This is a genomic window from Microbacterium testaceum (assembly GCF_001476655.1).
Classification (GTDB): Bacteria; Actinomycetota; Actinomycetes; order Actinomycetales; family Microbacteriaceae; genus Microbacterium; species Microbacterium testaceum_C.
On sequence record NZ_LDRT01000015.1, the window covers coordinates 14,847 to 37,093 of the forward strand.

The following is a 22,247-nucleotide window of genomic DNA, read 5'->3' on the forward strand; positions in this document are numbered from 1 at the left end:
GCTGACAAGTCTTCTGTAACGAGAAAGAAGAGGTAGACCGTGTCGGTTTCCATCAAGCCGCTCGAGGACCGCATCGTCATCAAGCAGGTCGAGGCTGAGCAGACCACCGCGAGTGGTCTCGTCATCCCCGACACCGCCAAGGAGAAGCCGCAGGAGGGCGAAGTCGTCGCCGTCGGCCCCGGCCGCATCGACGACAACGGCAACCGCGTCCCCCTCGACGTCGCCGTCGGCGACCGCGTGCTCTACAGCAAGTACGGCGGCACCGAGGTCAAGTTCGGTGCCGAGGAGTACCTCGTGCTCTCCGCTCGCGACGTGCTGGCGGTCGTCGTCCGCTGATCACCGCGTCAGATCGTTCGAAGGCTCCGGATGCCATGGCATCCGGAGCCTTCGTCGTCCCCGGTGTCGTTCGCTCCCGAGATGGCAGGAAAGGAACGCCGGGAGACGCTTCGACGCACGACCGCCCGCGTAGGCTGGATCGATGACCCCCGTGCCTCCCGCTCCGACCGGCGAGAGCACCCGCGGGGCGCTGTACGCGCTCGGCGCCTACCTGCTGTGGGGCGTCCTCCCGATCTACTTCCTGCAGCTCAAGCCCACCGGCCCCTTCGAGGTCGTGGCGTGGCGGATCATCCTCGCCTTCGTCTTCTGCCTGCTCCTGCTGACGGTCCTCCGCGCCTGGCGGCCTTTCCTCGCGATCGTCCGCCAGCCCCGCCTGATGGGCCTCACCGCTGTCGCGGGCGTTCTCATCTACGTCAACTGGCAGACCTACCTCTATGGGGCGCTGACGAACCACGTCATCGAGACGAGTCTCGGCTACTTCATCAACCCCATCGTGACCGTCCTGCTCGGGGTCATCGTGCTGCGCGAACGCCTGCGGATCGTGCCGTGGATCGCCATCGGCCTCGCGGTCGTCGCCGTCGCGGTGATCGTCATCGGGTACGGCGCGTTCCCGTGGATCGCGCTGACGCTCGCGTTCTCGTTCGGCTTCTACGGACTCGTGAAGAAGCAGATCGGCCCGGCGGTGGATGCCGTGAGCGGTCTGACCCTCGAATCGCTCTGGCTCCTCCCGGTCGCCGCGATCCAGCTGGTGTTCGTCGCGAACCTGACCGGTATCACCCTCGGTACGGCGGGCCCCCTGCACACCGTTCTCCTGCTGCTCGCCGGTGCTGTCACGGCCGTCCCGCTGCTGCTGTTCGCGTCGGGGGCGCGGCGCGTGCCGCTCACGGTGATCGGCCTTCTGCAGTTCGTCGCACCCATCATCCAGTTCGCGATCGGCGTGTGGGTCCTGGGGGAGCCGATGACTCTCGAACGGTGGATCGGCTTCGGCCTGGTGTGGGTCGCGCTCGTGATGCTGAGCGCCGACTCCATCGTGATGTCGCGCCGCCATCGCGCCGCGATCTCGGACGTTTCAGAACCGGTCTGATCAGCAGAAAACGCACTCGCCGGCACGCTCGCGCACACGCGATTCATAACGATTTCGGCGCAGTCTCCGGACGAAAACACATTCGTAACACACGGCGGTTAGGTTCGTCCCACCGCGTGGCGAGGCCACGCATCATCATCGAAAGGACGAGCCAGATGGTTCACTCCAAGAAGGGGTGGTTCGCTGCCGCAGCACTCGCGGCCGCAGCCACCCTCACGCTCGCCGGCTGTAGCGGCGGAGGCGGCAATGACGCTGGTTCCGCCGGCACTGCGGCGCCCGCGGGAAACTACGCCAGCCAGGACTGCGCGGGCGACGCCACCAGCGCCACCACGCTGAAGGTCGGCACGATCCTGCCGCAGACGGGCACCCTGGCCTTCCTCGGCCCGCCCGAGATCGCCGGTGTCGGCCTCGCGGTGAACGACATCGTCGAAGCCGGCGACTCCGCGTGCACCTTCTGGACCGACTCGGGCGACTCGACCGACATGGCCGTCTCCTCGGCTTCCGCGGACAAGCTCATCGATGCGAAGGTCTCGGTCGCCATCGGCGCTGCGTCGTCCTCGGTGTCGCTGAACGTCGTCGACAAGCTGGCCGCCGCGCCCATCGTCGAGATCTCCCCGGCCAACACGTCGGCCGAGCTCTCCGGCAAGTCGCCGTTCTTCTTCCGCACCGCTCCGCCGGACACCGTCCAGGGCTCGGCTCTCGGCCAGCTCATCGTCGGTGACGGCAAGCAGAGCGTCGCGTTCCTCGTCTTCAACGACGCCTACGGCACGGGCCTGCGCGACGTCATCGAGAAGACGGTCGAAGACGCCGGCGGCACCGTCACGTACGGCGGCAAGGGCAAGGGCCAGGAGTTCCCGCCCGGACAGACGACGTTCTCGTCGGAGGTCACCGCGGCCATCGCCTCGAAGCCGGACGCCATCGTCGTCATCGCTTTCGACGAGACCAAGGCGATCGTCCCCGAACTCGTCTCGCAGAGCTGGGACATGAAGAGCACCTACTACACCGACGGCAACACGTCGGACTACTCGAAGGTGTTCGACAAGGGCACGCTCGAGGGCGCCAAGGGCACCATCCCCGGTGCCAACGCCGCGGACGACTTCAAGAAGCGCATGTCGGACTGGCACCAGAGCGTCGAGGGCTCGGCTCTGTCCGACTACTCGTACGGTGCCGAGTCGTATGACGCCACCATCCTCGCGGCCCTTGCCGCGAAGAAGGGCGGCGCAACCGACCCGACGACCATCCAGAAGAACATGGCTGCCGTCTCCGGCGCTGACGGCGGCACCGAGTGCACCACGTACAAGGAGTGCGCCGACGCCATCGCCAAGGGCGACAGCATCCACTACAAGGGCATGTCGGGCGTCGGTTCGTTCAACTCGATGAACGACCCGTCCAGCGCGTTCATCGGCATCTACCAGTTCGATGCCGACAACAAGCCGATCTGGCAGAGCGCCGTCGAGGGCAAGTCCTAAGCACCCTCGTCTCACGCCGAAGGGCGGTCCCGGTTCGCCGGGGCCGCCCTTTCGCGTGTCGCGGGGATGCCGGGACGCCCGGAGCGATGCTCCCGTCGGGGTGGCGGCGGCTCGGGCGTCCGGTGCGTGCCGTCGGGGCGGCCTCTGCGGCCCTCCGATGCGGGCAGGGGGCCGAGCACGCTCGGGGATATCGGGCGGACGCAGCGGCTCGCGGGGCGCCTGTCCGGCGCTCATCCGGCGCGGGAGGCGCCTACCGCGCAGAGGGCTTCGCGCTCCGCGCCGCAGCCGCGGCATCCGTCTGCCCCTTCCCGAGACGCGAAACGGGCCTCGGGCCACGGCGGAAGGCCGTGGGCACGAGGCCCGTTCGGATCGCTCGGGTTACGCGGCGCCCTCGACGTCGGTCGCGAGCGTTCCGAGGTAAAGCTGAATGACCTTGGGGTCCTTCGCCAGATCGCGGCCGGTTCCGGTGTACGCGTCCTTGCCCTGGTCGAGCACGTACGCCCGGTCGCAGATCTGCAAGCACCGCCGGGCGTTCTGCTCGACCATGATGACCGAGACACCCGCCTTGTTGATGCGGCGGGTGCGGATGAAGGTCTCGTCCTGGCGCACGGGGGAGAGGCCGGCCGAGGGCTCATCGAGCAGCAGCACCGACGGGTCCATCATGAGCGCGCGGGCCATGGCGACGGACTGCCGCTCGCCGCCGGACAACGACCCGGCACGCTGGCCACGCCGGTCGGCGAGAACGGGGAAGATCTCGAAGATGCGCTCCAGCTGCGCCTGGAACTCGCGCGGCTTCTGGTAGATCCCCATCTGGAGGTTCTCTTCGATCGTCAGCGACGGGAAGACGTTGTTCGTCTGCGGAACGAACCCCACTCCCTGCTTGACCAACCGGTTCGGCTTCCACCCGGTGATGTCGGTGCCCTTCAGGGTCACCGAACCCTGGCGGATGTTCACCTGACCGAAGACCGCCTTGAGGAAGGTCGACTTCCCGGCTCCGTTCGGCCCGATGATCCCGATCAGCTCGCCCGGGTGGGCGACGATGTTCACGCCGTTGAGGATGTTGATACCGGGCAGGTACCCCGCGTGCAGATCCTTCGCGACGAGGACGGGCTGAGAGTCGGTGGACGTGCTCACGAGCGCGTCTCCTTTCCGAGGGCCTCGTCGACGCGAGCCTCTTCCTTTGCATCCGCTTCGGCGGCTTCCTCCGCCAGGGCGATCGCCGTGGTGTCGCTCAACAGCGCGTCGTCGCCGAGGTCGGTGTCGTGGTGGGCGCCCAGGTAGGCGTCGACGACGGCCTGCTGCGACATGACCTCGCCCGCGGTGCCCTCGGCCACGATCGTGCCCTGAGCCATGACGACGACCCAGTCCGAGATGTGGCGGACCATGTGCATGTCGTGCTCGACGAACAGCACCGTGGTGCCGTCGTCGCGGAGCGCCTGGATGTGCCCGAGCAGTGACTGGGTCAGCGCGGGGTTGACTCCGGCCATGGGCTCGTCGAGCATGATCATCTTCGGATCGCTCATGAGCGCACGGGCCATCTCGAGCAGCTTCTTCTGCCCGCCCGAGAGGGAACCGGCGAGGTCATCGCGCTTCTCGTACAGCTTGAAGCGCTCCAGGAGCTCCTCGGCCTTCGCCGTGATCTCCTGCTCGCGCGCCTTCCAGAGCGGGCGGATGAGAGCGACGGCCATGTTCTCGCCCGGCTGCTGGTTGGCTCCGAGCAGCATGTTCTCCATCACCGACATGCGCGACAGCGCCTTGGTGAGCTGGAAGGTGCGGACCATACCCATGCGGGCGACCTTCGAGGCCGCCGTGTCGCCCAGGGTGCGGCCGTCGAACGACCAGCGGGCGACGCGGTCAGCCGGTGGCCCACCGATCAGGCGCTTGGCCGACGTCGGCTTGTCGAATCCGGTGATGAGGTTGAAAAACGTCGTCTTACCGGCACCGTTGGGGCCGATGAGCGCCGTGATGCCTCCGCGCTGGACTTCGAGGTGCTGCACGTCGACGGCGGTCATACCGCCGAAGCGGCGGACGATGTTGTCGACGACGAGGATCGGGTCGGGCTTGCTCGCCCCGGGCTCGTGGGGGACCCCCGCGAACGCTTCGCGCGTGCGGATGGTCGCTGCGGTCGGCTCAGACATTGAAGCTCAGCTCCTTCTTGTTGCCGAGGATTCCTTGCGGCCGGAAGATCACGAGAAGCATCAGAGCGATACCGATGAGGATCCACGAGAACTGTTCGGTCTGCTGGCCCGACCACACCCCCTCGGGCACGATCAGTCGCGTGACGCCCTGGATGAAGATGCGTACGACGAAGAACAGGATGGCTCCGAGCACCGGGCCGAAGATGGTTGCCGCACCTCCGAGGAGCAGGGCCGTCCAGATGAAGAACGTCATCGACCGGCCGAGGGCGTCCGGCTGCACGGAACTCGGCATCACGTAGACGATGCCGGCGATGCCGCCGATGAGTCCACCGAGGATGAGCGCCTGCATCTTGAACGAGAACGCGCTCTTGCCGAGGCTGCGGACGGCATCCTCGTCCTCGCGGATTCCCTTGAGGACGCGCCCCCAGGGGCTGCGGATCAGAAGCCAGACCAGGACCAGCAGGACGGCCACGACGGCCCACGCCACGGCGCGCACCCACCATCCGCTGACGCCGGTGTTGTCGTACGTCCACCAGAGGATGGTGGTCTGGCCGTCGCCGAAGAACGACAGTCCGTTGAAGGGGTCACGGTAGCGGTCGCCCGGGATGCCGTTGCTGCCGTTGGTGATCGGCCCGAGCACGCTGGAACGCCCGACCATGCGGATGATCTCGGCTGCCGAGATGGTCACGATGGCGAGATAGTCACCGCGCAGCTTCAACGTCGGGACGCCGAGGATGAAGCTGTAGACGAGGACCACCAGCAGAGCGATGATCAGCGCGGGGACGAAACCGAGACCCGCCTGGACCGAGACGGCGAAACCGTACGCGCCCAGCAGCATGAAGCCGGCCTGGCCCATGTTGAGAAGGCCCGTGTAGCCGAAGTGGATGTTGAGACCGATCGCGGCGATCGCGAGAGCGGCGGTGGTGGGGGCGATGGCCGTCGAGGCCATCTCGCGCAGAAGATCGAGGAAGATCATGGGTCAGCCCACCCGTTCCTTGCGTCCGAAGAGGCCCTGTGGTCTCACCAGCAGGAGCAGGATGAGGAGCACGAGCGCGGTCGCGTACTTGAAGTCGCCGGGCAGCCAGATGTTGGTCAGCTCCACGGTCATACCGATGATGAGGGCTCCGAAGAGAGCGCCGAAGGCGGTGCCGAGACCGCCCAGGGTGACGGCCGAGAACAGCAGAAGAAGAAGCTGCATACCGGTCATCCAGTTGACGCCGTTCAGGACGAGGCCGAGGAGGATGCCCGACAGGCCCGCCAGCGCGGCGGCGGTGGTCCAGATGAGACGCACCACTCCGTCGACGTTGATCCCGGATGCCGCAGCCAGGGCCGGGTTGTCGCTGACAGCGCGTGTGGCGCGCCCGACGCGGGTCTTCAGCAGGAACAGGCCGACACCGATGAGCACGACCACCGCGATGGCCATCGCCACCAGCGAGTCGACGCTGAGGCTGACCGGACCAAGCTTCACCGGGATCGGGTTCGCGGTCACGATGCGGACGGTCGAGGCGCCGATGAAGAACTGGAAGGTGTACTGCAAGGCGAGCGACATACCGATCGTGACGATCATGAGCTGCGTGAGACTCAATCGGCGTTTGCGCAACGGCTTCCAGATACCGACGTCCTGGAAATAGCCGAAGGCGGCGCAGATCACCACGACGATGATGCCCGCCACGAAGATGTTGAGCCCCAGGACATTGGCGAAGAGGTACGCCAGCAGACCGCCCAGGGTCACCATCTCGCCGTGGGCGAAGTTCGAGATGCCCGTGGTGCCGTAGATGAGGGAGAGGCCGACGGCGGCGAGGGCGAGAAGCAGCCCCAGGCGCAGGCCGGACGCGGCCTGCTGAGCGAGGCGATCCCAGTCGAAACCGCCGGCCGAAGCGGCCTGGTCGCCCGGGGCGTCGCCGGCGCTGGATCCGTCGACGTTGCCGTTCAGCCCGATCAGGACCGCGGTCGACGAGCCGAGGTTCACCGGACGGACCGAGGGGTCCTCGCTCTTGAGCGTGACGCCGTCCGGCAGGGTCTCGGGATCGACCGAGACGGAGTAGTCGCCGGGCTCGGAGAACCCGATCGACCACTTGCCGTCGTCACCGGTGGTCGCCGAGGCGGTTCCTCCGGGGCCGGTGGCCGTCACCGTGACGCCGCCACCGGCCGCGGCGAGCGTGCCGTTGAGGCAGCCCGTCTCCGGACCGGGTGTGCAGACCTCGGTCTGCGTGGTCACGGGTGCAGTCGTGGCCGCACGCGCCGCGGGTGGTGCCGCGAAAAGTGCTGACCCGAGCATCACGGTGATGATGGCGGCGAGGAGTGCCCAGGCCAAGGCGGGGCGGGATAGCGTTCGCGATCGTGTCGCGGTGGGGGAGGGATGACCCACGGAGTCTCCAGTTCGGCAGCGCTGACGAAGTCGTCCCGTCAGCTTCGACGGTCGACGCTACGAGCGTAATGTGTCGGACGTGTTTCACCGACCGTCTCGTTAGCGAACCGTGTCATCTCTCTGCGCGAACCGGTCAGCTGCTGCGGGAACAATTCACGGCCTCCCGACGCTTAGAATCGCAGGCGGAGCGCGAAGCGCGAAGCGCACCGGCCGACGACGTCATCTATACACAGGCGCCGCGCGCGCAGGAGGACCCATGGAGCAGCACGACCCCTTCGGTTTCATCGGACTGACCTATGACGATGTGTTGCTCCTTCCCGGGCACACCGACGTCATCCCGAGCGAAGCGGACACGTCGTCGCGCCTCACCCGCCGCATCACGGTCGCCACCCCGCTGCTCTCTTCGGCGATGGACACCGTGACCGAGGCCCGTATGGCGATCGCCATCGCACGCCAGGGCGGCATCGGCATCGTCCACCGCAACCTCTCGATCGAAGACCAGGCGGGCATCGTCGACCAGGTCAAGCGCAGCGAGTCCGGCATGGTCTCCAACCCCATCACGACGACCCCGGATGCCACCGTGGCCGAGGTCGACGCGATGTGCGCGCAGTACCGCATCTCGGGTCTGCCCGTCGTCGACCCCGACGGCCTGCTCGTGGGCATCATCACGAACCGCGACATGCGTTTCGTCTCGGGCTTCGAGCGCCAGACCACCCTCGTCAAGGACGTGATGACGAAGGAGGGGCTGATCACCGGCCATGTCGGCATCCACGCCAACGACGTCATCGCGACGTTCGCCAAGCACCGCGTCGAGAAGCTGCCGCTCGTCGACGACGACGGCAAGCTGGCGGGCCTCATCACCATCAAGGACTTCGACAAGAGCGAGAAGTACCCCCTCGCGACCAAGGACGATCAGGGTCGCCTGCGCGTCGGCGCCGCCATCGGCTTCTTCGGCGACGCGTGGCAGCGCGCCGAGGCGCTGCGCGACGCCGGTGTCGACGTCCTCGTGGTCGACACGGCCAACGGCCAGTCCGCAGGTGTCATCGACATCGTGACGCGCCTCAAGGCCGACGAGTCGTTCGCCCACATCGATGTCATCGGCGGCAACGTCGCCACGCGCGAAGGCGCTCAGGCGCTCATCGACGCGGGAGTGGATGCCGTCAAGGTCGGCGTCGGTCCGGGCTCGATCTGCACCACCCGCGTCGTCGCCGGTGTCGGTGTGCCGCAGGTCACTGCCATCTACGAAGCAGCCCAGGCGGCGATCCCCGCAGGCGTGCCCGTGATCGCCGACGGTGGTCTGCAGTACTCGGGTGATATCGCCAAGGCGCTCGTCGCCGGTGCGGACACCGTCATGCTCGGCTCGCTCCTCGCCGGAACCGACGAGTCGCCGGGCGAGATCGTGTTCCAGGGTGGCAAGCAGTTCAAGCAGTACCGCGGAATGGGCTCGCTCGGTGCGCTGCAGACGCGCGGCAAGAAGACCTCGTACTCGAAGGACCGCTACTTCCAGGCCGACGTTCCCAGTGACGACAAGCTCATCCCCGAGGGTATCGAGGGCCAGGTGCCCTACCGCGGCCCGGTGTCGGCGGTCGCGTACCAGCTGATCGGCGGTCTCCGCCAGTCGATGTTCTACGTCGGAGCGCGCACCGTCGAGGAGCTCAAGTCCAAGGGCAAGTTCGTCCGCATCACGTCTGCGGGTCTGAAGGAGTCGCACCCGCACGACGTGCAGATCGTCGTCGAGGCGCCGAACTACAAGAAGTAGGCGCGTCGTCACGAAGGGGGCCGGGCAGGTGACTGCCCGGCCCCCTTCGTCGTGTGCGGGTGAGAGAGAAGATGAGAACGATCATGTATACATTCGGATCCGCCCGCCACCACATAGTCTCTCGCAAGAAGCATGTGCACATGCGCGGCAAAGCGGGGAGAGGCTATGAAACGCATACTGACCGGCGTCGTCGCCGTCGCGCTCGATCGCGCCGGACAGGAGGTGGCGATGGTCGCTGCGCGGTGGGCGGTCGAGGTCGGGGTCAACTTCTCGGCTTCGAACAAGCGAACCGTGTCGGTGTCGTGGACCTCGCCGCGCGCGTCGGTCGGGTCCTCCTTCAAGGCGTGGGCGACGGGCACGAAGGCGACCTACCAGGTGCAGAAGTGGGTCGGAAACAAGGTTGCGGGAGAGTATCGGCCGAGGTGGCGGCTCGTCGACACCTCGGGCCAGCTGGCGGCGTTTACGCCGATCGACGGCTTCGCCGTCGGTCAGTGAGGTGGAGGTGCCCCGTTCGTCGATGTCGTGGCCGCGAGTGCTGGCGTGGGCGGTGCCCGTTCTCGCTCTCGTCTCGGGGACGGTTCTCGCGGCGGTGAACACGGCGACCGCATGGCTCATCGCCGTCTCGGACACGACGGGGATCGACACCTACGCGGGAGAGTCCGTCGCGCTGTGGCCCGCGGGACTCGTCCTTCTGGGGGCGGGCGTCGTCTCGCTCACGGCGACATCGCTCGTCGAACTGTCCCGCTCGTCGGCTCTGTCCCCGAGGGGTGACGGCTGAGAGCGCATTCTTCGGTTAGGCTGGTCGGCTCGCTTCCCGGCGGGCCGACCGGCGCCGCGTCGTGCGCGTGCGGAGGTCGATACCACCGGACCGGAATCTCCCCATGGGCTACCTCGACCTCAACGCCGTCTCTTTCACCCTGCCCGATGGGCGGCCCCTGCTCGACGAGGTGACGTTCCGCGTGGGGGAGGGCGTGACCACCGCTCTCGTCGGTCCGAACGGTGCGGGAAAGTCCACGCTGCTTCGCATCGTGCGCGGCGAGGAGAAGGCTCACGGCGGTGCGATCGCGATCGGCGGCTCTCTCGGGGTCATGGACCAGTTCATCGGTCACGGAAAAGCCGGCGAAACCGTGCACGACCTTCTCGTCTCGGTGTCGCCCGCGCGCATCCGTCGCGCGGCGCTCGAGCTCGAGGCATCCGAGAACGCCCTCATCGAGCAGGACGATCTCGCCACCCAGATGCGGTACGCGGCGGCGCTCGCCGACTACGCCGACGCGGGCGGGTACGAGCACGAGACGGTCTGGGACACGTGCACGATCGCCTCGCTCGGGGTGCCCTACGAGCGCGCGCGCTTCCGGGAGCTCGCCACCCTGTCGGGAGGGGAGCAGAAGAGGCTCGCCCTCGAATCCCTGCTCCGCGGCCCCGACGACGTGCTCTTGCTCGACGAGCCCGACAACTACCTCGACGTTCCCGGTAAGCGCTGGCTCGAGGACCAGTTGCGCGCCACGCCGAAGACCGTCCTCCTCGTCTCGCACGATCGAGAGCTCCTCGCGCGCGCGGCCGATCGCATCGTCACCCTGGAGGCGGGCAGCGCGGGGAGCACGGCGTGGGTGCACGGGGGCGGGTTCTCGACCTACGGCGAGGCGCGCGAGGACCGCATGGCCCGGCTCGACGAGCTGCGCCGCCGGTGGGACGAGGAGCACGAGAAGCTTCGGGCCCTTGTCGCGCGCATGAAGGTCGCCGCCGCGGCCAACGACGGCTTCGCCTCGCGCTACCAAGCCGCCGTCACTCGACTGACGAAGTTCGAGACGGCCGGTCCGCCCGAGGAGCGGCCGCCCGAGCAGGACCTGCGGCTGCGTCTGCGCGGTGCCCGCACCGGCAAGCGCGCCGTGGTCGCCGAACACCTGGAGCTGACCGGGCTCATGAAGCCGTTCGACCTGGAGGTGTGGTTCGGCGACCGCGTGGCCGTCCTCGGTTCCAACGGTTCAGGGAAGTCGCATTTCCTGCGTCTTCTCGCCGGAGGCGGCTCCGACCCGGACGCGCTCCTGGGGCATGTGACCACCGTCGGTGCCGGATTGGCTCGCGTCGAGCACACCGGGCGCGCGATCCTCGGCGCACGCGTCGTGCCGGGGTGGTTCGCCCAGACCCATCGGCATCCGGAGTTCGTCGGACGGACCCTGCTTGACCTGCTTCATCGGGGTGACGACAACAGGCGAGGGATGCCGAGGGATGCCGCGAGCTCGGCCCTCGACCGCTACGGCCTCGTCGCCCAGGCGGAGCAGCCGTTCGACACGCTCAGCGGCGGGCAGCAGGCGCGGTTCCAGGTGCTCCTCCTCGAACTCTCGGGGACGACCCTGCTGCTCCTCGACGAACCGACGGACAACCTCGACCTCGCCTCGGCCGAGGCGCTCGAGGAGGCTCTCGCGCGGTTCGAGGGGACGGTGCTCGCCGTGACGCACGATCGGTGGTTCGCCCGTTCCTTCGACCGGTTCCTCGTGTTCGGGTCGGACGGCCGGGTGTACGAGGCTCCCGAGCCGGTCTGGGACGAGAAGCGGGTGGTGCGCGCGCGCTGACGGTCGCGTCGGGCATCTCCGCGACTCCCCTGGGCGGGGCTGTCGACGCGCCTGCTGCGCGGAGCCGATGCCCCGCCTTCGCCCGCCGTTGCGCCGACGACCGACAGCGGTGTCGAAGGTCGCGGGTAGGCTGGGCGGGTGACCATGGAGATCGACCTCGGCCGCGCCAAGCGCGCCCGCCGCGCGTACACCTTCGACGACATCGCCGTCGTGCCGTCCCGGCGCACGCGCAACCCCGAGGACGTGTCGACGACCTGGAGCATCGACGCCTTCTCGTTCGAGATCCCGGTGCTCGGTGCTCCGATGGACTCGGTCGTGAGCCCGCGCACGGCGATCGAGCTCGGCCGCCTCGGCGGCCTGGGCGTGCTCGACCTCGAGGGCCTGTGGACGCGGTACGACGACCCCGAGCCGCTCCTGGCCGAGATCGCCACGCTGCCGGATGCCGATGCCACGCGCCGCATGCAGCAGCTGTACTCCGAGCCGATCAAGCCCGAGCTCGTGCGCGACCGGCTCGCCGAGATCCGCGCCGCAGGTGTGACCGTGGCCGGAGCCCTCACGCCGCAGCGCACGCAGGACCTGTATGAGACGGTCGTCGCCGCCGGCGTCGATCTGTTCGTGATCCGCGGCACCACCGTGTCGGCCGAGCACGTGTCGAAGGTCGCCGAGCCGCTGAACCTCAAGAAGTTCATCTACGACCTCGACGTCCCCGTCATCGTCGGCGGGGCGGCCACCTACACCGCGGCCCTGCACCTCATGCGCACGGGAGCCGCCGGCGTGCTCGTCGGTTTCGGCGGGGGAGCGGCGTCCACGACGCGCGCCACCCTCGGCCTCCACGCGCCGATGGCGACCGCCGTCGCCGACGTGGCCGGCGCGCGCCGCGACTACCTCGACGAGTCGGGCGGACGCTACGTCCACGTCATCGCCGACGGCGGCGTGGGCACCTCCGGTGACATCGTGAAGGCTCTCGCCATGGGCGCGGATGCCGTCATGCTCGGCGTCGCGCTCGCCCGGGCCACCGATGCGCCCGGGCGCGGCTTCCACTGGGGGCCCGAGGCCCACCACGCCAAGCTGCCGCGCGGGCGTCGCGTCGCGGTCGACCGTGTCGGCCCCCTCGAGCAGGTGCTCTACGGCCCCGCGCCCGTCGCGGACGGCACCGCCAACCTGATCGGCGCCCTGAAGAAGTCGATGGCCACGACCGGCTACTCCGACCTCAAGGAGTTCCAGCGCGTCGAGGTCGTCGTGGCCCCCTACGGGCACTGATGCCGGAGTCCGCGTGACCTCGTCGCCCGCCATCGCCCCGGAGATCCCCGAGGTCTTCCCGCCGACGCTGCGCGAGGTCATGCTGCGTCCGCGGTGGCTGGCGCTGCTGGCGTTCTCGCTCGTGGTCGCCGGAGTCCTCGCGTGGCTCGGACAGTGGCAGCTCGGTCGCGCGGTCGATACCGCTCCGTCGGAGCCCGGGATGACCGAGGTGGTCCGTCCCCTCGATGAGGTGGTCCCACCCGGCGCGTACCTCGCGGAACCTCTGGTCGGCCAACGCGTCGAGACGAGTGGCCGTTGGATCCCCTCCGATTTCATCGTCGTGTCCTCCCGCTTCAATGACGACGTCGAGGGCTACTGGGTCACGGGGCAGCTGCGCGTCGACGATGCGGGGAAGCCGGCCTCTCTCGCCGTCGCCCTCGGCTGGGCACCGACGCTCGATCAGGCGAACGCCGCCGCCGACGAGATGCGCGCGGCGGCCGAAGCCGACCCCACGGCGGCGATCGACGTGACCGGCCGCCTGATCTCCGACGAGGGCCCGTCGCGTCCGGACGCCGGTGCCGACCCGCAGACCCTCACGCGCATGTCGCCCGCGATGCTGCTCGGTCGGTGGCACGACGTCGACGGTGTCGCGGTGTACCGGCAGTACGTGGCCTCGCAGACGGCGATCGGACCGTTGGACCCGATCGCGTCCCCGGCTCCGGACGAGCGGTCTCGCGTGAACTGGCTCAACATCTTCTACGCGGCAGAGTGGGCGATCTTCGCGGGCTTCGCGCTGTACCTCTGGTACCGCCTGGCGCGCGACGCGTGGGAGAAGGAGGTCGAAGACCTCGAAGACGCCCAGCAAGAGGCGGAGGCGGCGGGGCCTTCGGTTCCTCGCGACTAGACTTGGCGCATGCCGCGTCCCCCGAAACTCGCCTCCTTCCCGGCGATCCGCGGAGCCCTGAAGTTTTACCAGATCTGCTCGATCATCACCGGTATCGGCCTCCTGCTCCTGGTCGCCGAGATGATCCTGAAGTACACGCCCATTCACGTGGAGCTGTTCCTGGGCGGATCCGGAGGGTTCCTGTGGTTCGCGGATGCCATCGCCGGACCCGGATGCCAGTGGTTCTCCCTCTTCATCCCCGGCGGTGACGGCTGCGAGATGATCTCGACAGGCGATGGCGTCAACGTCTCGCTGGCGATCCTCGTGGTCCACGGCTGGTTCTACGTCGTGTACCTCATCTCGTGCTTCCGCGTGTGGAGCCTGATGCGGTGGCCGTTCCGCCGCTTCGTCTTCCTCGCGCTCGGCGGCGTGGTGCCGTTCCTCTCCTTCATCCTCGAGGTGCGCACCGCCCGCGGCGTGCGCGCCTATCTCGCCGAGCGCGAAGCCGCCCTGGCATCCGCTCCCGTTCCCGCCCCGGAAGGCAACCGGTGACCGAACAGACCGAAACGTCCCAGCGTCCCGTCCTCGTCGTCGACTTCGGCGCCCAGTACGCACAGCTGATCGCCCGTCGTGTCCGCGAAGCGGGCGTCTACAGCGAGATCGTCCCGCACACCGCGTCGGCGGAAGAGATCGCGGCCAAGAACCCGGTGGGCATCATCCTCTCGGGCGGGCCCTCGTCGGTCTACGAAGAGGGGGCCCCCAGCCTCGACGCCGGCGTCTTCGACCTCGACGTGCCGACGCTCGGCATCTGCTACGGCTTCCAGGTCATGGCCAAGGCCCTCGGCGGTGAGGTCGCGAACACCGGCCTGCGCGAGTACGGGGCGACGGATGCCACGATCGTGACCGAGGGCACCCTGCTCGAGGGGCAGCCCGTCGAGCAGAACGTGTGGATGAGTCACGGCGACCAGGTGTCTCGCGCCCCCGAGGGCTTCGAGGTGCTCGCCCGCACCGCGCACACGCCCGTCGCCGCCTTCGCGAGCGACGCGCGTCGCATGTACGGCGTGCAGTGGCATCCGGAGGTCAAGCACTCCGACCACGGGCAGCATGTCCTCGAGAACTTCCTGCACAAGGCGGCGGGCCTGCCCGCCGACTGGAACAGCGGCAATGTCATCGCCGAGCAGGTGGAGCGCATCCGCCAGCAGGTCGGCACCGGGCGCGTCATCTCGGCCCTGTCGGGCGGCGTCGACTCCGCCGTGTCGACCGCCCTCGTGCACGAGGCCGTGGGTGACCAGCTGATCGCGGTGTTCGTCGACCACGGACTCCTCCGTCAGGGCGAGCGCGAGCAGGTCGAGAACGACTACGTCGCCTCGACCGGCGTGAAGCTCATCACGGTCGATGCGCGCGAGACCTTCTTGAACGCCCTCGCCGGGGTCAGCGACCCCGAGCAGAAGCGCAAGATCATCGGTCGCGAGTTCATCCGCGCGTTCGAGAAGGTGCAGGCCGACCTCGTCGCCGAGGCCAAGGCCGAGGGCGAGCAGGTGCGCTTCCTCGTGCAGGGAACGCTCTACCCCGACGTCGTCGAGTCCGGCGGCGGCACGGGCACCGCCAACATCAAGAGCCACCACAACGTCGGCGGGCTCCCCGAGGATCTGCAGTTCGAGCTCGTCGAGCCCCTGCGCACCCTCTTCAAAGACGAGGTGCGCGCCATCGGCCGCGAGCTGGGCCTGCCCGAAGCCATCGTCGGCCGCCAGCCCTTTCCGGGGCCGGGTCTTGGCATCCGCATCGTGGGCGAGGTCACCGCTGACCGTCTCGAGATCCTGCGTGCGGCCGACGCCATCGCCCGCGCCGAGCTGACCAAGGCCGGCCTCGACGACGAGATCTGGCAGTGCCCCGTCGTGCTGCTGGCCGACGTCCGCTCGGTCGGTGTCCAGGGAGACGGCCGGACCTACGGTCACCCCATCGTGCTGCGCCCGGTTTCGTCGGAAGACGCGATGACGGCGGACTGGACGCGCCTGCCCTACGACGTGCTCTCCAAGATCTCCAACCGCATCACCAACGAGGTGAAAGACGTCAACCGCGTCGTGCTCGACGTGACGTCGAAGCCGCCGGGGACGATCGAATGGGAGTGAGCCGGGACGCGCTCCTCCAGAAACGCCGCTGCCTTCCGGGTGGCGGCGTTTCTGCTGTGGGGGAGGATGGGGGCGTGACTTCTGCCGACTTCCCCGACGCGTGGTATCTCATCCTGTCGAGTCGGCTCATCCCCGATCTCGATGGGGGCTACACGATCTCCACCCTCGCCCGCGCGCGGCAGATGGCCGATGCCGGCACGCAACCGCTTCTTCTCACGGTCGATCCGGGAACGCCCGAGGCCCATGCCCAGCACCGCGCGACGTTCGTGGAGCGCGGGGCGGCGGTGGCATCCGAGGTCTTCCGGAATCTCTTCGACGACGCGGTGGGCGCCGATGGAGGGGCCGCGGAGTGGCTGCGAGCGGCGGCCACGCCGGGCGAGGCCGATTCCGCGTGGGAGTACCGCGATGTCGCCGGCGGTGCCGTCTCGCTCCCGAACGTCATCGACCCCGACTGGCACCGGACGACGGCGCCGATCGTGATCCGGGATGCCACGGGCGCGCCCGTCGGGGGCATCCCCGGGTTCGGCGCGCTCTACCGTGCGTGGCTCACGCACCTCGGTGCGCAGCTGCGAGAGGAGAACCCTCGCCCGCTCGTCGTGATCTGCGAGTCGCGGCAGCTGGGGGAGCTCATCGTGGGGTGGGGAGACGACGACGTCCGGATCATCCACACGATCCACACGATCCACCTCGAAGCTCCGTATCGCGCCGACTCCGACCTCAACGCCCTCTGGACGCGCTGGTTCGAGATCTCCCCGCGTTTCGACGCGGTGCTGTGGCCGACGGTGCACCAGCGCGACGACGTGCGCGAACGCTTCGGGGACGCGGCGAACGATCTCGTCGCGCCGCACGCCGTTCGCGCGCCCGCGGAGGTCGTCGCCGCAGCCGACCGCGACGCCGGCCGTGTCGTGGTCCTCGGGCGCCTCGCCCCCGGCAAGCGGCTTCCCGCGGCCGTCCGCGCCTTCGCCCGGGTCGTCGCCGAGGTTCCGGCGGCACGCCTCGAGCTCTGGGGTGCGGGCGCCCAGCGGGCCGAGCTGGAATCCCTGGTCGCTGAGCTCGGGCTGACGGATGCCGTGTCGCTCCCGGGCCTGACGAATGATCCCGGCGCCGTGCTCGATCGCGCGGCGGTCTACCTCACCACCTCGGCGTTCGAGGGGCAGGGGCTCGCCCTCGCCGAGGCCCTCGCCCACGGCACCCCCGCGGTGGCCTACGACATCCGCTACGGCCCGCGCGACATGCTGGCCGCCGGTGGCGGCATCCTGGTCCCGGACGGAGACCAGGACGCCCTTGTCGCGGCCCTCGTTCGGGTGCTCACGGATGCCGACGTGCGCGAACGCCTGTCGACGGAGGCTGTGGCCGCGGCCGCGGCCCTGAGCCCCGCGCGCGCGATGCGGACCCTGGCCGCGGCGTGCGGCGAGGCGCTGTCGCACCCGCGGCGGCGCTGAGCTCAGGCGCGCGCGACCTCGCGGACCGCGCGCACCGCGGCTGCCGGTGAGCCCCGGAAGGCGGGCCCGTGACCGGGGAGGACCCAGTCGGCGTCGAGGTCGGCGATGTGCGCCAGCGAGGCCAGTGCCTCGGTCGGATCGTCGGTGAAGGGCGCGGGACCCGGACCGGTGCGGCCCGTGAGGACGTGACGGGTCGTGAGCGCGTCGCCGACGAAGACCGCGCGGACCTCGGGGGAGAAGACGGCGACGCTGCCCGGGGAATGTCCGGGCAGCGAGATCACCCGGGGCGCGCCGGGGAGGTCGAGAGCGGTGTCGCCGTCGAGGCTCACCACCTCGGTCAGCCACTGCGGACGCATGCCCTTGCGGATGCCGAACGCGGCGAAGCTCACCAGCGGCCCGAGGCGCATCGGGCCGACCGGGTTCTTGGGCTTGTCGCCGCCCCGTGCGCGATCGGCGTCGGCGGTGTGGATGAAGACCGGGACGCCGTGGTCGCGGCGGAGTCGCTCGGCGAAGCCGACGTGATCGCTGTCGCCGTGCGTGAGGATCACGCCGCGGATGTCGTCGATCGAGCGGCCGATGGCATCCAGTTCGCGTGTCAGGTCGGCATACATACCGGGGAGGCCGGCGTCGATGAGCGTGACGCCGTCGGCCGTCACGATCAGGTACGAGGCGACGATGTCGTTGCCGAGGCGGTGGAGGGACGGAGCGAGTCTCATGGGGCTGGCCTTTCGCGGGATGGCTACGAGCAATAGCCATGATAGCTTATTAGCGTAGCCATGAGGAGGGCTGGATGCCGACCCCCGAACGAACATCTCTCGCCCAGATCGTCGAGCAGGCCTCCCGCCTGCTCGAGAGCGGCGGCCCGACCGCCGTCACGATGCAGGCGGTGGCGGCGGCCGTCGGTGTGAAGGCGCCGTCGCTGTACAAGCGGGTGCGCGACAGGGAAGCGCTCCTCGGTCTGGTCGGGATCGCGACCGCAGACGAGCTGACGCGTCGACTGACGGATGCCGGGGGCGACCTCGGCGAACTGCTCACCGTCTTCCGTCGGTTCGGTCAGGAGCGACCCGAGGCGTTCCGTCTGCTGTTCGCGTCGTCGATCGACCCCGAGCGTCTCGCGGCGACCAGTGAACCTGTTCTTCGCGCGACGGCGGCTGTCGTCGGCCCCGAGCGTGCGCTCGATGCGGCTCGGTTGCTGACCTCGTGGGCGCTCGGATTCATCACGATGGAGCTGACGGGTGCCTTCCGTCTTGGCGGTGACCTCGACGAAGCCTTCGCCTACGGGATGAGTCACATCGTCGGCGCGCTGACGACGCGTCAGGACGAGGTGCGGGCGGCCCAGGGGTCGTAGTCGGCGATCAGGTCCTCCTGCGTCGGGCGCTCGGCATCCGGAACGTGTTGGAGGTTCACGCGGACCCGGTACCAGAGCGAGCTCGAGCCGCGCATGCCGTCGACGAGGATGTCGGCCGGGTGGAGTCGCCCTGCGGCCTGAGGATGCCGCTGCTTCCACGTCTCGAGGGCGTTCAGCGCCTCGGGCTTGGTCTTCGTCCGCGCGACCTCGATGAGCGGCATGGTCGACGTGCGACGTCCCGAGCCGTCGGAGCCGCGCGGAGGCTTCTCGGCGGGCCCGAGCTCTCTCGCGAGAGCGAGGAGGGCCTCGAGGGAGCCCGCCGCGGCGTCGATGCCGGCGTGCGGGTCGCCGATCGCCCGGAACCGTTCGGGGACCGTCAGCACCGTGAACTCCTCGGGGCGGCGCGAGCGCACCTCGTCCCACGTGAGCGGGGTCGAGACGCGCGCGTCGGGAAGGGCGCGGATCGAGTACGCGGATGCAACGGTCCGGTCCTTGGCGTTCTGGTTGAAGTCGACGAAGACGCTCTCGCCCCGCTCCTCTTTCCACCAGCGGGCGGTCGCGAGTCCGGGCGCGCGATTCTCGACCTCGCGGGCAAGGGCCTCGGCGGCCAGGCGCACGTCGGTGTAGTCCCACTCGGGGCGGATGCGCGCCAGGATGTGCAACCCCCGTGAGCCCGACGTCTTCGGCCACCCGGTGAGGCCGTGGTCCTCGAGCACCTCGCGCGCGATGAACGCGACGTCGACGATCTGCGCCCAATCGACCCCCGGCATCGGGTCGAGGTCAACGCGCAGTTCGTCCGGATGGTCGAGGTCTTCCGCGCGCACGGGGTGCGGGTTGAGGTCGAGGCAGCCGAGGTTGACGACCCACGCCAGGCCCGCGGCATCCCGGATCACCGTCTCCTCGGCGGAGGTGCCGGAGGCATAGCGCAGCGTCGCGCTGTCGATGAAGGCGGGGTGGTTCTCGGGCACGCGTTTCTGGAAGAACGGCTCGTGGTCGAGTCCCTTCGAGAAGCGTTTAAGCACCATCGGCCGACCGCCGGCGCCGCGCAGGGCACCCTCGGCGACGGCGAGGTAGTAGTGCACGAGATCGAGCTTGGTCAGGCCCGCCTCGGCGAAGACCACGCGATCGGGACTCGTGACGCGCACCTCGAAACCGTCGACGTCGAGGATCTCGGGGGCAGTCTTGGCGGGGCTCATGGCGCGAGGCTAGCGCCGCGGCCCGCGTGCGCGCCGCCCCTTGCGGCGCAGGCTCGGTGTGCGACGCGGGGCTCGCGGGCAAACGCGAGTGTCCAAGACACGCCGTGACGAACGACGCCGATACGGCGTGTTCTGGACACTCGACGGAGGTGGGGGCGGAGCGCACGGCCGGGAACGACGAAGGGCCGCCCCGGAACGGGACGGCCCTTCGTGCGGGGGTGCTCAGTTGTTGCCGCGCAGGATCGCGATCAGGCGGAGGATCTCGACGTACAGCCACACGACGGTGACCATGATGCCGAAGGCGCCGACCCAGCCGTAGACGCGCGGGGCGCCGTTGCGGACGCCGCGCTGGATCTGGTCGAAGTCGAGCACGAGCGAGTACGCGGCCATGATGACCACGACGACGCCGATGATCACACCGAGCGGGATGCCGAGGATCTTGACCTCGCTGAACATGCCGAATGCGCCACCGGCGATCGGGGCGTTGAACAGCATCAGGACGATGTTGAGGAGGCTGAACACCATGTAGCCGACCATGGCGATCAGGAAGATCTTCGTGGCGCGGGCCGAGGCGCGCACCTTGCCGCTCGCGAACAGCGCGAGGGTCACGCCGACGACGGAGAGGGTCGCGAGGGTCGCCTGGATGACGATGCCCGGGAACATGAACTCAAAGAACGCCGAGATGCCACCGATGAACAGACCCTCGAACGCCGCGTAGGCGAAGAAGACGGGGACGGAGGGCTTCTTCTTGAAGATCGCCACCATCGCGAGCACGAAGCCGACGAGGCCACCGACGACCATGGGGGCGGCGCTGGGGCTCGGGTTGGCGACGCTGACGCCGGCCATCGACCAGATCCAGCCGGCCACGGCGCCGACGACGAGGATGCCGAACAGCGCGAGGGTCTTGAAGACGGTGTCTTCGATCGACATGCGATCGGTTTCGACGGCACCCGCCGCGGGGGCGGTGTACATGCCCTCGAGGTTGGCAGCCTCAGCGGCAGCCGCGGCGCTCGCGGTGGGAGCGGCGGGCGGGCTGTAGCGGGTCTGGGCGCCGGCACGAGGGTCCTGGAACGCCGGGGTATTGAATGCCGGGTTGTTGAGGGCCACGGGGACTCACACTCCAAATGATGGTGATCACAGCACCGTGCTGTCAGACAACACTAGCCGAGCAGGGTGCGAGATTCCTTGTGTTGACTGGGATTCCGCTATGAGCAAAGGAGTCGTTCACCCGCCCTCGCTACCGTGGGCGAGTGCCGTTCCACCGCCCGCTCGTCATCGGCCACAGAGGCGCTCCGGGATACCGCCCGGAACACTCGTCGAGCTCGTACGCGCTGGCGATCTCCGCCGGCGTGGATGCCGTCGAGCCCGACGTGGTGCCCTCGAAAGACGGTGTGCTGGTGGTTCGCCACGAGAACGAGATCAGCGCCACCACCGACGTCGCGACGCGCCCGGAGTTCGCGGAGCGTCGCGTCTCGAAGGCCGTGGACGGCGAGCGGCTGACCGGATGGTTCGTCGAGGACTTCACGTGGGAGGAGCTCCGCACGCTCCACTGCCGTGAGCGCATCCCGGCGCTCCGCCCGGCGAGCGCGGCATTCGACGACACCGAACCCGTGCTGCGGCTTCGGGACGTCCTCGATCTCGCGCGGGAGGGCGGTGTCGGGGTGGTCCTCGAGATCAAGCACGCCGCGGCGTTCGCCGCGCAGGGCTTCGACATGGCCGCCCTCGTGAGCGACGAACTGCGCGAGGCGGGCTGGCTCGACGACCCGGCGCTGGTCATCGAGTCGTTCGAGCCCCTCGTGCTGGCGCGGTTGCGGGAGCTCGGCATCCGGTCGCCTCTCGTTCAGCTCATCGAGGCGGGTGGGGCTCCGTGGGACCTGCGCGCGCGCGACGGGGCCGGGGCCGCGACGTACGCGTCGATGCTGACGCCCGCCGGCCTGGACGCGCTCGCTCTCGAGGTCGACGGCATCAGCCCCGACAAGCGGCTCATTCTCGACCCCGGGCGGCTCGGGAGAGCGCGCGGCCCCGCGCGGTTCGTCGCCGAGGCACAGGACCGCGGCCTCCGTGTCTTCACCTGGACATGCCGTCCGGAGAATATGTTCCTCCTGGCGGGGTATCGGCGACACGGCGGTCAGGCCGCGTTCGGTGATTTCCGGACGGAGTGGGCGATCCTCCGCGACGCGCGGCTCGACGGGGTGTTCGTCGATCACCCAGACCTCGGTGTCGAGGTCTTCGGACGCTGAGGGGTGGACGCAACCCCGCGCCGGTGTCCCGCGCGCCGCGTGAGGA

The 22,247-nt window shown here is 69.1% G+C and carries 21 protein-coding genes; 14 read left to right on the top strand and 7 right to left on the bottom strand.

Annotated elements, in window-relative coordinates; all coding sequences use genetic code 11:
• Positions 1–39: 39 nt before the first annotated feature.
• The 3 genes from groES (at position 40) to NS220_RS02865 (ending at position 2,889) form a co-directional block, all read left to right on the top strand.
• A complete protein-coding gene (gene groES, locus NS220_RS02855) occupies positions 40–336 on the top strand; it encodes a co-chaperone GroES (protein WP_013583903.1) in 297 nt (98 codons plus the stop codon).
• 142 nt (positions 337–478) lie between these two features.
• A complete protein-coding gene (rarD, locus tag NS220_RS02860) occupies positions 479–1,420 on the top strand; it encodes an EamA family transporter RarD (RefSeq protein ID WP_058622598.1) in 942 nt (313 codons plus the stop codon).
• A gap of 155 nt (positions 1,421–1,575) precedes the next feature.
• Complete coding sequence (locus NS220_RS02865; protein WP_058622599.1) at positions 1,576–2,889, top strand: ABC transporter substrate-binding protein; 1,314 nt, start codon at positions 1,576–1,578, stop codon at positions 2,887–2,889.
• A gap of 378 nt (positions 2,890–3,267) precedes the next feature.
• Here the strand turns inward: NS220_RS02865 and NS220_RS02870 are convergent, their stop codons facing one another.
• The 4 genes from NS220_RS02870 to NS220_RS02885 are packed head-to-tail and all read right to left on the bottom strand — an operon-like array spanning position 3,268 to position 7,245.
• Positions 3,268–4,023, bottom strand: a complete 756-nt coding sequence (locus NS220_RS02870) for an ABC transporter ATP-binding protein (RefSeq protein WP_058622600.1) — start codon at positions 4,021–4,023, stop codon at positions 3,268–3,270.
• A complete protein-coding gene (locus tag NS220_RS02875) occupies positions 4,020–5,027 on the bottom strand; it encodes an ABC transporter ATP-binding protein (RefSeq protein WP_153004132.1) in 1,008 nt (335 codons plus the stop codon). Before NS220_RS02875 ends, NS220_RS02870 begins: the two co-directional genes overlap by 4 nt.
• A complete protein-coding gene (locus NS220_RS02880) occupies positions 5,020–6,003 on the bottom strand; it encodes a branched-chain amino acid ABC transporter permease (protein WP_058622601.1) in 984 nt (327 codons plus the stop codon). Before NS220_RS02880 ends, NS220_RS02875 begins: the two co-directional genes overlap by 8 nt.
• Positions 6,004–6,006: 3 nt before the next feature.
• Entirely contained in the window at positions 6,007–7,245 is a 1,239-nt protein-coding gene (locus NS220_RS02885) for a branched-chain amino acid ABC transporter permease (RefSeq protein WP_081322953.1), read from the bottom strand.
• A gap of 406 nt (positions 7,246–7,651) precedes the next feature.
• Between NS220_RS02885 and guaB the strand changes: the two genes are divergently transcribed.
• From guaB to NS220_RS02930, 9 genes are all read left to right on the top strand, one after another.
• Positions 7,652–9,154: an IMP dehydrogenase gene (guaB, locus tag NS220_RS02890; RefSeq protein WP_058622603.1), complete on the top strand. Its 1,503-nt coding sequence runs from the start codon at positions 7,652–7,654 to the stop codon at positions 9,152–9,154.
• Between the two features lie 165 nt (positions 9,155–9,319).
• Positions 9,320–9,649 carry a hypothetical protein gene (locus tag NS220_RS02895; protein ID WP_058622604.1) on the top strand — a complete coding sequence of 110 codons (330 nt, stop codon included), beginning with the start codon at positions 9,320–9,322 and terminating at the stop codon, positions 9,647–9,649.
• A gap of 22 nt (positions 9,650–9,671) precedes the next feature.
• Complete coding sequence (locus tag NS220_RS02900) at positions 9,672–9,932, top strand: hypothetical protein (RefSeq protein WP_153004133.1); 261 nt, start codon at positions 9,672–9,674, stop codon at positions 9,930–9,932.
• A gap of 103 nt (positions 9,933–10,035) precedes the next feature.
• Positions 10,036–11,724: an ABC-F family ATP-binding cassette domain-containing protein gene (locus NS220_RS02905; protein ID WP_058622606.1), complete on the top strand. Its 1,689-nt coding sequence runs from the start codon at positions 10,036–10,038 to the stop codon at positions 11,722–11,724.
• Between the two features lie 144 nt (positions 11,725–11,868).
• Complete coding sequence (locus NS220_RS02910) at positions 11,869–12,984, top strand: GuaB3 family IMP dehydrogenase-related protein (protein ID WP_058622607.1); 1,116 nt, start codon at positions 11,869–11,871, stop codon at positions 12,982–12,984.
• A gap of 13 nt (positions 12,985–12,997) precedes the next feature.
• A complete protein-coding gene (locus NS220_RS02915) occupies positions 12,998–13,867 on the top strand; it encodes an SURF1 family protein (protein WP_058622608.1) in 870 nt (289 codons plus the stop codon).
• A gap of 9 nt (positions 13,868–13,876) precedes the next feature.
• Complete coding sequence (locus tag NS220_RS02920; protein ID WP_058622609.1) at positions 13,877–14,398, top strand: DUF3817 domain-containing protein; 522 nt, start codon at positions 13,877–13,879, stop codon at positions 14,396–14,398.
• Positions 14,395–15,975 (top strand): glutamine-hydrolyzing GMP synthase, encoded by a 1,581-nt coding sequence (guaA, locus tag NS220_RS02925; RefSeq protein ID WP_058622610.1) that lies wholly within the window; start codon positions 14,395–14,397, stop codon positions 15,973–15,975. Before NS220_RS02920 ends, guaA begins: the two co-directional genes overlap by 4 nt.
• Positions 15,976–16,049: 74 nt before the next feature.
• Positions 16,050–17,417 carry a glycosyltransferase gene (locus NS220_RS02930; protein ID WP_058622611.1) on the top strand — a complete coding sequence of 456 codons (1,368 nt, stop codon included), beginning with the start codon at positions 16,050–16,052 and terminating at the stop codon, positions 17,415–17,417.
• 2 nt (positions 17,418–17,419) lie between these two features.
• Here NS220_RS02930 and NS220_RS02935 read toward each other — a convergent pair whose 3' ends face one another.
• A complete protein-coding gene (locus NS220_RS02935) occupies positions 17,420–18,133 on the bottom strand; it encodes an MBL fold metallo-hydrolase (RefSeq protein ID WP_058622612.1) in 714 nt (237 codons plus the stop codon).
• Between the two features lie 74 nt (positions 18,134–18,207).
• Here NS220_RS02935 and NS220_RS02940 point away from each other — a divergent pair, with 74 nt between their 5' ends.
• Positions 18,208–18,765, top strand: coding sequence for a TetR-like C-terminal domain-containing protein (locus NS220_RS02940; protein ID WP_058622613.1), 558 nt, complete (start codon positions 18,208–18,210; stop codon positions 18,763–18,765).
• On the opposite strand, the gene ligD is transcribed toward NS220_RS02940, so the two are convergent.
• Both ligD and NS220_RS02950 read right to left on the bottom strand, forming a co-directional pair.
• Positions 18,732–19,961 (bottom strand): non-homologous end-joining DNA ligase, encoded by a 1,230-nt coding sequence (gene ligD, locus NS220_RS02945; RefSeq protein ID WP_058622614.1) that lies wholly within the window; start codon positions 19,959–19,961, stop codon positions 18,732–18,734. The two genes, NS220_RS02940 and ligD, sit on opposite strands and share 34 nt — an antisense overlap.
• A 222-nt stretch (positions 19,962–20,183) precedes the next feature.
• A complete protein-coding gene (locus NS220_RS02950) occupies positions 20,184–21,068 on the bottom strand; it encodes a Bax inhibitor-1/YccA family protein (RefSeq protein WP_058622615.1) in 885 nt (294 codons plus the stop codon).
• A gap of 143 nt (positions 21,069–21,211) precedes the next feature.
• Here NS220_RS02950 and NS220_RS02955 point away from each other — a divergent pair, with 143 nt between their 5' ends.
• On the top strand, positions 21,212–22,201 hold the full coding sequence (locus tag NS220_RS02955) for a glycerophosphodiester phosphodiesterase family protein (RefSeq protein WP_058622616.1): 990 nt from the start codon (positions 21,212–21,214) through the stop codon (positions 22,199–22,201).
• The last annotated feature ends 46 nt before the right edge of the window (positions 22,202–22,247 follow it).